This is a genomic window from Flavobacterium sp. Root186 (assembly GCF_001428525.1).
Classification (GTDB): domain Bacteria; phylum Bacteroidota; class Bacteroidia; order Flavobacteriales; family Flavobacteriaceae; genus Flavobacterium.
Window position 1 is genome coordinate 41,107 of record NZ_LMHW01000017.1, and the last position, 15,552, is coordinate 56,658.

15 protein-coding genes are annotated in these 15,552 nt (G+C 32.1%); 3 read left to right on the forward strand and 12 right to left on the reverse strand.

Features of this window, described 5'->3' with window-relative positions:
• Nucleotides 1-45 precede the first annotated feature (45 nt).
• The 3 genes from ASD98_RS22375 to ASD98_RS22385 all read left to right on the forward strand — a co-directional run bounded on the left by ASD98_RS22375 (nucleotide 46) and on the right by ASD98_RS22385 (nucleotide 1,965).
• Nucleotides 46-888: a DUF2911 domain-containing protein gene (locus tag ASD98_RS22375; protein WP_056209106.1), complete on the forward strand. Its 843-nt coding sequence runs from the start codon at nucleotides 46-48 to the stop codon at nucleotides 886-888.
• 136 nt (nucleotides 889-1,024) lie between these two features.
• A complete protein-coding gene (locus ASD98_RS22380; RefSeq protein WP_056209108.1) occupies nucleotides 1,025-1,552 on the forward strand; it encodes a TetR/AcrR family transcriptional regulator in 528 nt (175 codons plus the stop codon).
• A complete protein-coding gene (locus tag ASD98_RS22385) occupies nucleotides 1,552-1,965 on the forward strand; it encodes a nuclear transport factor 2 family protein (RefSeq protein WP_199866319.1) in 414 nt (137 codons plus the stop codon). The genes ASD98_RS22380 and ASD98_RS22385 overlap by 1 nt, the downstream gene beginning before the upstream one ends.
• On the opposite strand, the gene ASD98_RS22390 is transcribed toward ASD98_RS22385, so the two are convergent.
• The 12 genes from ASD98_RS22390 to ASD98_RS22450 all read right to left on the reverse strand — a co-directional run bounded on the left by ASD98_RS22390 (nucleotide 1,966) and on the right by ASD98_RS22450 (nucleotide 15,419).
• Nucleotides 1,966-2,595 (reverse strand): MCP four helix bundle domain-containing protein, encoded by a 630-nt coding sequence (locus ASD98_RS22390; protein ID WP_056209115.1) that lies wholly within the window; start codon nucleotides 2,593-2,595, stop codon nucleotides 1,966-1,968.
• 145 nt (nucleotides 2,596-2,740) lie between these two features.
• The gene (locus ASD98_RS22395; RefSeq protein ID WP_056209117.1) at nucleotides 2,741-3,568 is read right to left on the reverse strand and encodes a toxin-antitoxin system YwqK family antitoxin; all 828 of its coding nucleotides are present in this window, start codon (nucleotides 3,566-3,568) and stop codon (nucleotides 2,741-2,743) included.
• Between the two features lie 46 nt (nucleotides 3,569-3,614).
• Nucleotides 3,615-5,351 carry a sodium:solute symporter gene (locus ASD98_RS22400; protein WP_056209120.1) on the reverse strand — a complete coding sequence of 579 codons (1,737 nt, stop codon included), beginning with the start codon at nucleotides 5,349-5,351 and terminating at the stop codon, nucleotides 3,615-3,617.
• A gap of 121 nt (nucleotides 5,352-5,472) precedes the next feature.
• Nucleotides 5,473-8,004 (reverse strand): PIG-L family deacetylase, encoded by a 2,532-nt coding sequence (locus tag ASD98_RS22405; protein WP_056209820.1) that lies wholly within the window; start codon nucleotides 8,002-8,004, stop codon nucleotides 5,473-5,475.
• A gap of 160 nt (nucleotides 8,005-8,164) precedes the next feature.
• Nucleotides 8,165-8,683, reverse strand: coding sequence for a hypothetical protein (locus ASD98_RS22410; RefSeq protein WP_056209123.1), 519 nt, complete (start codon nucleotides 8,681-8,683; stop codon nucleotides 8,165-8,167).
• Between the two features lie 194 nt (nucleotides 8,684-8,877).
• Nucleotides 8,878-10,707 carry a hypothetical protein gene (locus tag ASD98_RS22420; RefSeq protein ID WP_056209130.1) on the reverse strand — a complete coding sequence of 610 codons (1,830 nt, stop codon included), beginning with the start codon at nucleotides 10,705-10,707 and terminating at the stop codon, nucleotides 8,878-8,880.
• Between the two features lie 87 nt (nucleotides 10,708-10,794).
• The gene (locus tag ASD98_RS22425; protein ID WP_056209133.1) at nucleotides 10,795-11,895 is read right to left on the reverse strand and encodes an AI-2E family transporter; all 1,101 of its coding nucleotides are present in this window, start codon (nucleotides 11,893-11,895) and stop codon (nucleotides 10,795-10,797) included.
• A gap of 111 nt (nucleotides 11,896-12,006) precedes the next feature.
• A complete protein-coding gene (locus ASD98_RS22430; RefSeq protein WP_056209136.1) occupies nucleotides 12,007-12,537 on the reverse strand; it encodes a mechanosensitive ion channel domain-containing protein in 531 nt (176 codons plus the stop codon).
• A gap of 10 nt (nucleotides 12,538-12,547) precedes the next feature.
• Nucleotides 12,548-13,132 (reverse strand): Maf-like protein, encoded by a 585-nt coding sequence (locus ASD98_RS22435; protein WP_056209139.1) that lies wholly within the window; start codon nucleotides 13,130-13,132, stop codon nucleotides 12,548-12,550.
• Nucleotides 13,125-14,060 (reverse strand): geranylgeranylglycerol-phosphate geranylgeranyltransferase, encoded by a 936-nt coding sequence (locus ASD98_RS22440; protein ID WP_082577919.1) that lies wholly within the window; start codon nucleotides 14,058-14,060, stop codon nucleotides 13,125-13,127. The genes ASD98_RS22435 and ASD98_RS22440 overlap by 8 nt, the downstream gene beginning before the upstream one ends.
• Before the next feature lie 86 nt (nucleotides 14,061-14,146).
• Entirely contained in the window at nucleotides 14,147-14,674 is a 528-nt protein-coding gene (locus ASD98_RS22445) for an HAD family hydrolase (RefSeq protein ID WP_056209144.1), read from the reverse strand.
• On the reverse strand, nucleotides 14,658-15,419 hold the full coding sequence (locus tag ASD98_RS22450) for a Rossmann-like and DUF2520 domain-containing protein (protein WP_056209147.1): 762 nt from the start codon (nucleotides 15,417-15,419) through the stop codon (nucleotides 14,658-14,660). The genes ASD98_RS22445 and ASD98_RS22450 overlap by 17 nt, the downstream gene beginning before the upstream one ends.
• Between the last annotated feature and the right edge of the window lie 133 nt (nucleotides 15,420-15,552).

Consider the following 15,552-nt stretch of genomic DNA (forward strand, 5'->3'; position numbering starts at 1 on the left):
GTAATTGAATTTGTAAATTTGAACAAAACAAATAAACACCCTATAATGAAAAAAATACTTATTGCATTAGCCATTATTTTGGCACCTTTAGCAGCTGAAGCACAAGTAAGAACGCCGCAAGCGAGTCCAAAAGCATATATAAAACAAACAGTGGGTTTAACGGATGTTGAAGTTACCTATTCAAGACCGGGAGCCAGAGGCAGAGCTGTTTTTGGAAACTTGGTTCCGTTTGGTAAACTTTGGAGAACCGGAGCAAATGAAAATACCGTTATTAATTTTAGTGACGATGTTGTAATTGACGGTAAAACTTTAAAAAAAGGAAAATATGCAATTTATACCATTCCTAAAATCGAAAGCTGGGAAGTTATTTTTTATCTTTCTACAGACAACTGGGGATTACCTGAAAATTGGAACGATTCGTATGTTGTTTTAAAAACTACCGTTAAAGAAAACGCACTTCCAACTCCGGTTGAAACTTTTACAATTGGAATTAATGGTATAGATCAAAACTTTGCTTATTTAGAAATGGCTTGGGAAAACTCTCATGTTGCTTTAAAATTTGAAGTTCCAACGGCTAAAAATGCAATTGCAAGTATCGAAAAAACGCTGGCCGGACCAACTTGGAATGATTATTATGCAGCGTCTCAATATTTATTTTCTTCAAATGGAAATCTAGATACTGCAAAAATCTATGTTGATAAAGCATTAGATATGAGTACTGATAAGCCTTATTATGTTTCAAGATTAAAATCATTAATCCAGGCAAAACAAGGTGATAAAAAAGGTGCTGTTGAAACGGCAAAACTTTCATTGGCTGCTGCAGAAGCTGCAAACAATCAAGATTACGTAAAAATGAATAAAGACAGTATTACTGAATGGAGTAGATAATTTCTTGAAAATTTCAATATAAAAATTCGAAAATCCAAAGCTTTTTATGAGTTTTGGATTTTTTTTTGAAATTAATATAGACAGACTTGTCTGTATGTTGAAATAATTTTTATATTTGTATATCAAATTATTGAAGATGCAGCCTAGAGAACGAATTTTAGAAAAGACTTTTATTTTATTCCATAAGCAAGGCTATAATGCTACTGGAATCAATCAGATTATTGAAGAATCTAAAGTGGCGAAAGCTAGTTTTTACCAGCACTTTAAATCAAAAGAGGATTTATGCGTGGCATTTTTAGAGCAGCGTCATACCTTTTGGTTTAATGAATTACTAAAATTCACAAGTAATGCAGGAAATTCAAATTCTAAAGTTTTAGCCTCCTTTGAGTTTTTGATTTACATGAATCAGAAAGAAACTTTTCGAGGCTGCAGCTTCCTAAATATACTTTCAGAGATTCCGCCAGATAATGTCAAGATTCTCAGTGTTATTGAAAGCCATAAAAGCGACTTGCGTAATTTTTTCAGAGATATTTTGAAAGATGAACTGGTATCAGATCATGTTTATTTATTATTTGAAAGCTGTATAATTGAAAGTCAGTTATTTAAGTCAAACGAGTTAATAGAACAATCAAAAAAAATAATTCAAACTTTAATTTTAAAATAATGGAACAGAAATTACCGTTGCCACCTTTCACTTTAGAAACGGCAAAAGAAAAAATTCAGCTGGCAGAAGACGCATGGAACAGCCAGGATCCGGAAAGAGTTTCAAAAGCGTATACAATAAACAGCGAATGGAGAAACAGAGACAAATTCGTTAACGGACGCGATGAAATTGTTGCTTTTTTAACGGAAAAATGGAAAAAAGAGAGAAATTACAAATTGAAAAAAGAATACTGGGCGCATACTGAAAATAGAATTGCAGTGCGATTTGAGTATGAATATCAAGATGTTGATGGAAATTGGTTTAGAGCGTATGGAAATGAAAACTGGGAATTTGACGTGAATGGTTTAATGCAGAAAAGATATGCCAGTATAAATGATCTTCAAATAAAAGAAGAAGACAGGAAATTTAAATAATTAGTTCATACTAGGAGGTTCAGGAATCTTTACCTTTCTTTTGATTTTCTTTACAATTAAAAGATAAAAAGTAATTCCGCCTAAAATTATAAGTAAAGCAATTTGAAGCTGGCCTAAACTATTGTTTTTGCTGTACATTGCATTCGCATTTGCCAGCTTTGCTTTTCCTTCTTTAATTTGAATTTGAGATAAAGATTCTAAAGTTTTTAAAGCTTGTGCGCTCGAATAAGCTATTTTATTCCAGTTTTTGTTTTCGGCTTGTTTGTTGATTTCTTTACAAGAACCCAGAAAAGCATCAAAATGTCTTTTTTCGTTATTGGTTAAAACCGTTTTAGCGTATAAATCATCAATGTTGTGAATGATATCTAGAGTATGAATGATTTCATTTTTTTTAATATTATCACTTAAATCCAGTTTTTCAGCTTCAGCCTTTATAAAATGAAGTTGTTTCGAGTATTGAAAAATATAATGTGCCACAACCAATCGATCTTTATAAATGGCGTTGATATTGTCGTTTACATTTTTAGAATTTCGAAGCGTATTGAAATTCCCCAGTAAAATTATCAGCATTACAATCAGCAGGATAAAAGCTGCTTTGGTTTTATTGCTGTATTTTTTATGATCTTTCATAACGCTCTATTTAAGAAGTGGGTTACTCAAAGATAGAGATTTGTTTAGATTTTCGCATTGTTTTTCGATTTGAAAAACTAAAGTGTAGTAATCTTTGTCAAAGTTTTAAACTTTGACAAAGATGGATGATTGCGTAATAATAGTTTTATTTAATAAGAACACCTTTTTCAAATAGTTCTGTTTTTGTTATAATCCCGTTGCTATCATAATAATTCCATGTTCCATCTTTCTCTATATCCTTGATGTAGTTTCCAGATTCTTTTATGTTACCATTTTCATAGAATTTTTGAAATTGTCCAATTACAATTCCATTGTCATAACTAGCATTCAAGCTTATTTTACCATTAGCATAAAATTCAGTTATGCTTTTAAATTTTAAATTATTTAAGGGAAATTTCGATTCTCTAATTTTTTCTTGTTTATCGTTAAAATCTATAATAATTAAATTATTAAAATCTCGATACTTAATGCTTCTGATAAAATCTGTTTGAGAATCTTTTTCTGTAATTACATCTCCAACTTTTGGAATTTGCTGCCCTTCTGCGCCATATATAACTTGTACATCAGGCATTCTATCAATTCGAATTATATTGGTGCTAAAAATTTTCGAGTAATCATTTTTTAAAATAAAAGATGTTTCGAAATAATCTTTTTGATTTAAAGGAAATCTATAAATAATATAATCAAAATCAGATTCTTGACCTAAGGGAGTTATTATTTGAGTTTTAAAATTTTCAAAATTTATTAATTCATTTTTTAAAGTTTTATTTAATGAATTAACTAAATCCCTTACATAATCAAGAGTAACCTTTGATTTGACATTATCTTCAAGTTTTTCATATAACTTTAAGTATTCATTATTTTTAATCATCAAATATATTTCCTCTGATGTTTTGAGAGCTTTTTTGTTTTCTTGCGAGTAATTTGAATTACAAATAAGAAAGAAAGTAATAGCTAGAAATAGATTTTTCATTTTTATTTGAAAAGCTGTTTGTTTAAATTAAAATCTCAAATTTTGTTTAGTAATCTTCTTCTAAAATTAAATCATCATTATTCATTTTGTCTCCTTTAAAAAACAAAAACTGCAAAATCAAAGCCAAACCAATAGTCAAAATTGCCCCAATAAAATTCAGCCATAAATAACCCAATTTTTCTTGTTTGTAAACCATAAAGTAATAAATGATTATAATTACAAACTGGCTTATACAGGCACTAATAAACATAGATTTTGCCTGAATACGTTTTAAATAAAAACCAACAAGAAAAATCCCCAAAACAGTTCCATAAAATATTGAACCAATTATATTTACAAGCTGGATTAAGTTTTCAAACAAAGTTCCTACACAAGCAAAAAGGATTGCTATAATTCCCCAAAACAGCGTGAAAAATTTAGTTGCATTAAGATAATGTTTCTCTGATTTTTCGGTTTTGAGATTTCGTTTGTAAATATCAATTGCTGTTGTCGAAGCTAAAGCATTTAATCCTGAAGCTGTTGAAGACATTGCTGCAGAAAGAATAACGGCAAGCAATAAACCAATTAAGCCTTTTGGTAAATAATGCAGGATGAAGTGGAAAAAGACATAATCTTTATCGTTGGTCTCGCTATTGCTGTCGGCTCTTGAAATGATTTCTTTGGCACGATCGCGTAAATCTTTTTCTTTATTAGATAAATTAACTAATTCCTTGCGAAGAATCGGATTATCATAATCTTGATTTAACTGATCGATATACAATAAGTTAATTACTTTTTTATCTTCAGATAATTTGTCCAGTTTTTTTTCAAGAGCATGATATTCTTCTTTATAAGCCGATTTTTCGATTACAATTTTATTATTCGGATTAAAATTTAAAGGAACTGGATTGAATTGAAAAAACACAAAAACCATAACTCCGGTTAACAGAATAAAAAACTGCATCGGGACTTTTAAAAGTCCGTTCATGATTAATCCCATTTGGCTTTCCTTCACCGATTTTCCGGATAAATATCTTCCAACCTGAGACTGATCTGTACCAAAATAGGCGAGGGCTAAGAAGAACCCGCCCGTAATTCCGCTCCAAAAAGTATACTTTTCTTCAGGATCAAAAGAAAAATCTACAATATTCATTTTATCATTTGCTCCCGCAATATGCAGTGCGCTTGTAAAAGTCATATCATTTGGGAGGTAATGCAAAATCAGGAAAAATGTAATAAACATCCCCGACATAATTACAAACATTTGTTGTTTCTGCGTTACGTTTACGGCTTTAGTTCCTCCGGAAAAAGTATAAATAATCACCAAAACTCCAATTATAATATTCATACCTGTTAAGTTCCAGCCCAAAAGTGCCGATAAAATAATGGCCGGAGCATAAATTGTCAGTCCTGTTCCCAATCCTCTTTGAATTAAGAATAAAATAGCAGCAAGAGAACGAGTTTGTACATCAAATCGTTTTTCAAGGTATTCATAAGCGGTAAAAACCTTGTTTTTATGATAAAGCGGAATAAATGTCAAACAAATAACAACCATTGCAATTGGCAGTCCAAAATAGAACTGTACAAAACCCATTCCGTCATGATAAGCCTGACCAGGCGTAGACAAAAATGTAATTGCGCTGGCCTGAGTTGCCATTACTGAAAGTCCAACGGTATACCAAGGCGTTTCGTTGTTTCCTAAAATAAAATCTTCAACGTTTTTACTTCCTTTGGTTTTCCAGGAACCGTAACCAACAATGAATAAAAGTGTTACAATAAGTACGATCCAGTCAAATAGCTGCATAGGTTATGAATAAAATTGCATGATTAAGAAAAAAATCACAATATAAATGAGGTTAGCAACTAAAACATAGGTGTAACTTTTTTTCCATTTTTTTGTTTTTTTTGCTTCCATATTTTTGAAATTATTGCTTTAAATCTTGTTTAGGGGCTTCAAGAGGCTGTTTTAGCGAAATAATATTCGACAGTAATCTATAAGCGCCCGCAACACCTTCCGGCAGTTCTCTAAAAAAGCTTAGACCGGTGTAAATGTAATATCCTTTTCCATACGGAGCGACTAATAATGCTCCATTTTTAGCAGATTCTCCTTTATCATGCGAAGAAATAATAGGAGTGAAGGCTGCATCATATTCGTCTGGATAATATAAGCCCTGCTCTTGTGTCCAGCCTTCAAAATCTTTTGAAGTGATTTTATTTGGTGTATTTAAAACGGGGTGATTTGGTGCTAAGAAAGTAATTTTAGCATTTTCTTCGGTCACGCGGTCGTTTGATAATTTTAATGGATATGGTGCAATTTTATCGGTTACTAATTTGCCGTATGTATTGTACTGCACAATCATGTTTTTACCGCTTTTTACAAAATTAAATAAGATATTTTGTTTGTTTGCCAAAGCGTTTACGGTATTGTAAGCACGAATTCCTGTAATAACGGTGCTGAAAGAATCCAATTTTTCAGGAGTAATTTCTTCGGGTTTTAAAATAGAAACTTTATATCCCATTTGCGTTAAACTTTCCGGAACTTCGTCGCCGGCACCCATAATATAAGCGATAGCATCTCCAGAAGTTTTTAAATCAATTCTAATACATTTTGATTCAGCCGGTTTTAAAACCATTTGTTTTGTAATATGATTGAAATCAATAATAGTCTGGTCTCTGTCAAAACGTTTGTTGTCGACAATTGCAATACTTTTTGCTACAACTTCTTCAGGATTTATGGGCGGTGTAACTTCAAAATAAAAAATTTGTTCCGTTCCTTTTTTATCTAAAGTAAATGCAATTTGTTTTGGAGAGACATTCCAGCTTTTTGGTAAATCCAATTGCAGATTTCCTTTTGCATCATCTTTTCCGGCACGAACTTTTACTGGAATCATTTTGCTTTTTGTATCTCTAAAAATTAAAACTTTTTCTAAGATTGAAGTGGTAACTTCTGGAACAATATCCAAAAAATTATACATTTCGCCTTTTACGCCGTCATTGTATTTGTAAACAACGGTACGCTCAAACGGGATTTCGACATTGTTGATTTTTATATTAAAAACCACTTTTACTTCTCTAATAATATCCGGAATACCTATGTTTTCCTGATTTGAAACGGTGTACATTCCAACCGTTGCTTTTTCTTTTAACCAATATGGCTGCGTGTATTCGATGCTGTTTGGAAGCTGTATCTGAAGATTGATTTTTTGATCATTATTGTCTTTTAAAATGCTGTTTTGAGCAGTTGATTTATTATCTGGCAATGTTGTAACGCTTGTCAACTGCATTTCAACAGCACATCTGTTAATAGCTTCTAAACTCAAACGAATACTACTTCCCGGAGTGGCTTCCTGTTCATTTGAAACTGCTTCAAGATATAAACCTGAGCATGAAGCAATGATATTTTTTATGGCTGTCGATTTTAAATTTTTCCAATGTGTATCATCTAAAGCCTGAATCATGGTGTAAGCTTTCACTAAATCCGGAATACTTGCTGATGGATTGCTGAAATTGTATTTTTCAATGATCATAGCAATTAAATCTCCGACTGGTTTTCCGTTTTTAACACGATTCCAGCTTGTGTCGATTCCATCGAATAAATTATCGCGGTCTTTTGGAGTTTCTCCATTAATAAGTTCTAAATATTCTGTTTCTAAACCACGGACTCCTGTACTTCCAAAACCTTGTGACTGGTGACGGCTTCGACTTAAAGCTGCAATTTCCTGATTTGATTTTCCAATTCCGGTATAATATACACCCGTTTCTAACTTAGTAAATTTAGATTTATTAGCAGCATCAAATTTTTCCTGACTTCCATAAAACCACCAAGATGGGTTAAAAAACTGGCGTTTTACCTGCCATGGCGAAACATATTTTAATTGTTCAGGATAAACTTTTGGATCGTTCGTTAGTTTAAAACTCTCCACACTTAACATGGCAGATGATGTATGATGTCCGTGCGTAGTTCCGGGAGAACGATGATCAAATCGGTTAATGATGATATCCGGCTGAAAATTTCTTATTGTCCAAACTACATCGGCAAGGACTTTATCTTTATCCCAAATTTCTAAGGTTTCGTTTGGATTTTTTGAGAAACCAAAATCATTTGCTCTAGAAAAAAATTGTTCACCTCCGTCTATTTTTCTGGCTTCAATTAATTCCTGAGTTCTGATTACACCAAGTAATTCGCGCAATTGCGGACCAATTAAATTTTGACCGCCATCGCCTCGGGTTAATGATAAATAACCTGTTCTTGCATGCATCTCATTAGCCAAATACGAAATCATTCGGGTATTTTCGTCATCAGGATGCGCAGCAACGTACAATACAGAACCTAAAAAGTTTAATTTTTTAATTTGATTGTAAATTTCGACTGCGTTAGGTTTTTGCGGCTGTTGTGCAAATAAGGTTTGAAAACTTATAAAAAATAAAAGAATAATTTGAACTTGTATTTTTCGCATGGCGTAGTTAAATGATTTTGAAATAGCTTCAAAAATACTAATTAAATTATGAAACATTATTTAAATGAAATGTTAATGGTTCTTTTGGAAGCTGCTTTTTATAAAATATTGAATAAAAAAAGAGCGTATTAAAACTTAATACGCTCTCATGCTTGATTTATTATCTTCTTCCGTGACCGCGACCGTGATCATCATCGTCATGATCGTGTCTATCATGTTTTCCGTGGTGTTTGTCGTGTTTATCATAATGTCTGTGATCTCTGTGATCATTACGACGGTCGTTGTAACCATAAACCGGTCTTGCTTTGTAAGGTCTTTGCGGTGCACCGTGGTATCCTTTATAGTATCTTACTCTATGACGATCGAAGTAAGTGTAAGGAGTTCTTCCGTGATAATCAGTTAAAACTACTTTGTAACCTCCGTATAAATCATAATTTCTGTATTGTCTTGGTAAGTAAGTTGTTCTAACCCATCTTCCTCCTCCAAAATAGATGAATTGTGATGCACGTACATCATAATAAGCTTCAATATCTGGAAGATAGTAATATTCCATTTCAGAATATCCTGCAGGCCCCCAAGCTGGAGGAGTTCCTATATTAACGTTAATTGATACCTGAGCTTGTGTGGCATTTGCAACCAAAAGAAATAATCCGGCGATTGCTATTTTAATTGTTTTCATCTTTTCTAAAGTTTAATGTTAATCTTTGTTTAAGGATTTTCATATACCGTGCCAAAAATAAAACGCAATTGTATTTCATCGGATAAATTATGCTTTTTAGCGATTCGAATGAAGCTAAATATTCTGTAAAATATTGATTTTTAAAGTGTTTTATAGAGTTTGAATAATCTAAAAAAAATCTAAATATTTTTTGATTATCTATAATCGACAACTCTGGGTTTGGCAAGCTCAAAACTCTGCAAACCATAATCTGTAGTTTCAAATGTATTGGTTTTGAAAACATTATCACCCTGAAAAGGAATACTTGGGTAATATGACAGTGACAGCTGGAAATTACTAAAAACCAAATAGTCATTACTTATTAATAAGCCCAAAGTGATTTTTGAATACGGTTTGCTGTCGAACATGGCATTTTTTGGACTGCCTAAAAATGCAATGGTATAATTAAAAAACGGATTTAAACGAAATCCCCAAAGTGCATATGGAGAATACGTTTGTGTCTGCAAGGATAAAACAGTTTTACTGGTTCCGTATAATGCGCTGTTAAATCCTGCGAGACCATTTCGTTCGTTTATATTGAGTTCATCTCCAATTATTTCCTCGCGATTTGCGCCAATAACCACTCTTGGGTTTACGAATTGTCTTAATTTCCAGGTTCCAAGATTAAAAAGTTTTGTAAAATAATTCGATTCCAATAAATAAGCGGTCTGATAGGTTTTGGATTGATGAAAATAGGTTCCGGCTTCAAAATTCATACTCAAAAAACCTAACCTGTAATAATTTCCAAAAGAAAATTGTGCACCAGCGTAAGGTCTCCAAATCGTATTTTTATATTGATATCCAAATGTGATTCCGTAAATACGGCCAATTGGAACGTCTTCTGTCTGACCATTTCTAAAAATATAATTGTCTTTTATAAATTTTCGTCTGTTTAATCCAACGCCCATTAAAAGCAGTTTTTCATCTGAATAAAAATTAGTTGGATCATATAAGGAATCAGGAGATTCGCTGTAATTCACATTTAAAAAACGTGCCGATGTAATTAAATTGGTAATCGCTTCATTATCATCTTCATAAACTTTTGTGGCTTTTCCAGCCCAAACATCCTGAAAATTATTTTTAAATGTCTGAAATGCATAGCTCATATCTGGAGCCTGCAACGAATCTTTCCTGAAGTTCTGTCCAACAAAAACACCACCTGCCCATTTAGTTAAAGGCGAATAGAAATCTCTTTCAATATCAATACTTTTAGTATAATTATTGTCTAAGTCCATGTTGTAATGCAATGTAGTCCCTATATAGGTGTTTTTTATATTTGGAACTGTATACGTAACATCATTACCATTTGCGCCATCATCAAACCGATTAGTGAAACGATATTCGAGCTGCTGCCCAGTGCCGAAAAAATCTTTTTCTTTAAATCCTACGCCAACTCTGCTGCTCGAAATTGAAAACCTCGGAATAGTACTCCAGGAATCTAAAACCCTAATAGTAACATCAACAGAATCTGATGCCGGACTGGCTAATTCGTTAGAAATCCTGACGGCCGTAACATATCTCTGAGCACGAATTAAACGCTCTGTTTCCTGTACTTTATAAGAATCGTAAGGAGTATTTCTTTTAAATAAAAGAAGATTATGGATCGCTATTTTTTTTGTTTTTAAATGTAGTTTGTTTCCGGTTCGTTCTCCCCAATTTTTTGGCTGTACAGTACTATCTGTAATGGAATGCCCAAAAGGGTCAAGTGTTACAATATTGATTTTTCGAATGATTTTGCCTTCATAACTTTGAGAATCACTTGGTTCAATAACTTCTCTTTTTTTAGCTTTTTTTGATCTAAACAGAAGTTTATGTAAGGTTTGAGTGAATTTATTTTTCTTAGAATAGTTTTTTATTTTAGTATAAATCTCTGTACTGTCCTTTTTGGGAGGATTCTCTTTCTTTGTTTTATCTGTCTGCGCACTAATGCTTTGAAAACAAAAGCATAAGAAAATAAAAATAACTATTTTTTTACTTGATAACATTCAGATGGATTTAAACTTATTTTAAAGGCTATTATTCTATGAATTTAAGATAAATAACACGATTATTTTTAAAATCAATACATTATTTTACTCTTGTACTTTAGCTCTGCGAACTCTCCAGGTAAATCTTCTCGGAATATGATTTCCCATTAAATAGCCCCACGGTTCCAATGATTCTATTCTGTCAAATATAATTTTCAAAATTGCTAAAAGCGGAATTGCCAGAAACATACCCGAAACTCCGGCCGCCGCACCACCTACAATAATTCCCATAATCGAAACAAAAGCGTTTATTTCTACTTTTGAGTTAATAATTAAAGGCACAAGAAGATTATTATCAATTAACTGAACAATTACATTAACAATTAAAATTCCAACAATCACCGATGTTTCTCCGGAACCGGTCAATGAAGCCAAAACGGTAATAATACCAGCAATTAAAATTCCGATATAAGGAACCAGGTTCAAAATTCCGGTTATCAATCCTAATAAAATGAAATATTTAATGCCAATAATCCAAAGTCCTAAACTCGTTAACACGGAAACTATAATCATTTCCAGTATTAAACTCACGATATAATTATTTATCGAAACTTTGATTTGTGATAGAATATCTTTTAAAGCAGAATGATTTTCTTTACTTATTAATTTGGCCAAAAACAACTTGAAATGCTCTTTATATATAAGAAACAGAAACGTATAAATTACAATAATAGTACTGTCTAAAAGAAGATCACTTATGGATATTATAGCCGAACCTAAAGTTGCATTTCCGTTTTTTACAGAGTCTTTTGTAACAGTGTCGAGATATTTTTTTTGTTCGCCAATACTTATCTGGAAATTTTCTCTGATAAATTTGTGAATTTCAATTATAAAGGAGTTGGCATTTTTTTTAATAGTCTCAAAATCACTTGCCATATTAGTAACCTGATAGGAGATGAAAATAAGTATTCCACCAATGAATGCGAGAAAAATTAAAACGCAGATTATCGCCGCAAGATGTCTGGGAAACTTAAATTTTGTATTTAAAAAGGTAAAAACTGGTAGTAGTAAAACCGCAAACAAAAATGCTAATAGAACCGGAGTAAGAATGTCTTTGGTAATACAAAAAATATAAGCAAATGAAATTAAGCTTACTAAGATACACGCAAGTTTTGCATAAAACGGCAACTTTATGGGATGAATCATTTTGGATGAAATTTTTTGATAATGTATAATTGGTTAAGCAAATATTATAATTTCTCTAAATTATAACGTTTTAGCTTTTTAGTTATACTTTATAAAATTCCCATTCAAAAATTAATCAAAAAATTCTTTCTCTTCGTAGTGTGCCGGCATAATAGAAATTCCCTTTTGCAGCAGTAAATTATTGGGGAAAATAATCTTTTCGCCTTCTTTTGTTCTCAGGCTGATATGAAAAGTATTAATGTCTTCTATTTCAGCCTCAATTGGAAAATCTTTATCGTGAATTTTTATGGTATCGCCAATTCTAAAAGGAAATGAAAAGAACAAAATCATTCCCGAAGTAATATTGCTTAAAATTGACCATTGTGCAAACATTGCAACGCCAATAACGGTTGCAATAGAGGAGACTGTTAAAAAAATATCCTCGGTATTAACCCCCCAAATCACAATTAAACTAAGCGCTACCAAAATATTCATCAAAATATGAATGTATTTAATAACGAGATTAGTACGATGTTCTAATAACTGACTTGAAGATGCGAAGCGTCGGATTAATTTGGCAACAATCATTCTTAAAGCGATTAAAGCAATAATAAGAATAAAAGTTGCAAATATTTCCTGAGTATATCCTTTAAAAGAAAACATAAATAAATTTTTACACTAAAGTACTCAAATATTCGTAAACTTTAGCCGTTGGAAGTCCCATAACATTGGTATAAGAACCTTCTACTTTTGTAACTGCCATGAAACCAAACCATTCCTGAATGCCATAAGCACCAGCTTTATCATAAGGTTTATAATTTTCGATATAATATAAAATCGCTTCATCAGATAAATCTTTGAAAGTAACTTTTGTAATATCATGTAAAAGGGTAGAAGCAGTATTGTTTTGAAAACAAACAGACGTAATCACTTCATGTGTTGTATTCGACATTGATTTGATCATTTCAAAAGCATCTTCGGCACTTTTTGGTTTTCCTAAAGCCTTATTTTGATGCCAGACAATTGTGTCGCTTGTTACTAGTATTTCATTTTCTTTTAATTCATCCTTTAAAGCATCGGCTTTTAGCTGTGCCAGAAAATCAGTTATTTCAACTGCTTTTAATTCAGGTGGATAAATTTCTTCAACTTCTTTTAAGCGAATTTCAAAATCAAGATCTAAATCCTTAAAAAACTGCTGTCTGCGAGGTGACCCTGAAGCCAGGATAATTTTATATTTTTTGAGTTTTTCTTTAAGCATGGTTTTGAAGGTATTGATGATTTAAGCTGATAATAAGAATTGATAAAATTCCGAAGAATAAAATTAATTTTAAGACAGTACTTAAATGGTGAAAATCATTTTTTGTTTTGGCACTGAATATTTTGACAATAAAATATAATAAAGGTGCTAAAACAAAAGCAAACGTATAAAACGTGACTATGAAAAGATTATTTTCAAAGAAATACTTATTAATGTAAAGCAGGCATAAAATAAAAGGAATTATAGCAAATCCCAGTGCAATTTTCGCTGCTCTGTTTTTTCCAATGGCAATTGGTAAAGTATTCATTCCTTGATTGTAATCTCCATCCATATCTTCAATATCTTTAACTATTTCACGCACAAAATTGATCATAAATGCAAAAAGGGCATAATCTGTCAAAATAGAAAAGAAACTGGCCATTTGTGCTTTATTCTCTAAAGTAGTAGCCGGAAAAAGATCAAAAACACCAATTATCAAAACACTTATAGCAAGTAAAGCCGCCACTACAAAATTCCCTAAAATCATAATTGATTTTAAAGTTGTAGAATAGAAATAAAGTAAAGATGCAATTAGAATAAAAAGCGAGGCAAATGTTGGTCTTAAAATTATGTTTGCCAAAATAAAACCAATTGCAACGCCGGTAACATTAAGTCCGATATAAATATTAAACGCCGCCGTTTCAGAAATTCCTTTGCCAATTACAACATCCTGAGGTTTATTAATGGTATCTGTTGCAATATCATAAATATTGTTAATGACATAACCCGCTGCAGCCAATAAAACGGTACTTAAAACTAAAAGCGCATATTGCCAGTCTGCTAAAGCCAGCGGAATATCCTGCTGTTTTAAAAAAGCATAACGAAATAAAACCTGCATAAAAGCAAGCATGAGTAGATTTTTATATCGAATTAGTTTTAGGTATTTCATTTTTTTAGAGTTACAAAGGTTCAAAGGGGCAAAGGCTCAGAGGTTTTTTATAATTGATTAATTTACCATTAACAATTCACAATTAATTAATCGTGCTGCCCATTAAAATGTTCCATCCATTTTCCCTGCACTTTCATTACTTGCTCGATAACGTCACGTGCAGCACCTTTTCCGCCTTTTACGTGTGAAATATAACGGCAGATATTCTTGATTTCAGGGCTTGCGTCTTGCGGACAAGCTGGTAAACCTACTAATTTCATAACATGATAATCCGGAATATCGTCTCCCATATATAAAACCTGTTCTGGTTTAATATTGTAAGAATCAGTGTATTCTTTGAATGTTTTCACTTTATCAGGAGTTCCTAAATGAATATCCGTAATTCCTAAATTACGCAGTCTTACGCGAACGCCTTCGTTGCTTCCGCCAGAAATAATGCAGACATGATAACCGCTTTCTACAGCCGCTTTCATGGCGTAACCGTCACGAATATTCATTGTACGAAGAATTTCTCCTTCTGTGGTTACAAAAACTGAACTGTCTGTAAGTACGCCATCAACATCAAAAATAAATGTTGTAATGTCGTTCATCATTTCTTTATAACTTTTTGCCATTATGCTGTATAGATTGTGTTAGTATTTTATAAATGTTTTTTTGATTTTCGTTTGTGATAAAATTCAGGTGAGCATCGGTTGTGACAGAATCGTGGCGTTTTGCAGGACCGGTCTGAGCGTAAACTGGATCTAAAGTTTTTATTTTTTCGGCAGTTTCCTGAATCAAAGGTTTTAAAACTTCAAAAGGAACTTCGTGTTCTTCGCAGATTTCCTGCCCAATTTGGTACAAATGATTCGTGAAATTATTGACAAAAACGGCCGCAATATGTAAAGCCTTTCTTTGTTCAGAACTTATAGGAAAAACAGCTTTTGAAATGCTTTGTGCTGTATCTTCTAAAATTTTATAATCATTCTGATTTTCAGTTTCCAAACAAATCGGAATTATTGAAAAATCGACTTCTTTATTTTTAGAAAATGTTTGCAAGGGATAAAAAACACCTTTTCTGTTTTTTGAATCTAATACATCAATTGAAGTTGTTCCTGAAGTATGAACAACTAATTGATTTTCAAAAGGTAATTGATTTGAAACTTCAGCAATAGCGTTATCAGAAACCGAAATAATATATAAATCTGCATCTTTTAAAGCTGAATATTCGGTTACGATTTTGGCTGAATCCAAAAGATGACTCAAAGCTTCTTTTTTTCTTGAAAAAGCCTGTACAATTTCAACAAGAGAACTTGCAGAAAAAGCTTTTACTAAATGCTGTGCGACGTTTCCGGAACCAATAATTGTTATTCGAATCATAATCGCAAAATTAACATTATTTTTTCTAAAGAAAATAAGGTAGTAGAAAGTTTGGTCACGGATTAAACAGATTAAACTGATTTCTATTTAGTTATCTATTATTTTAATCAAAAACAACAAAGATTTAAGAAAC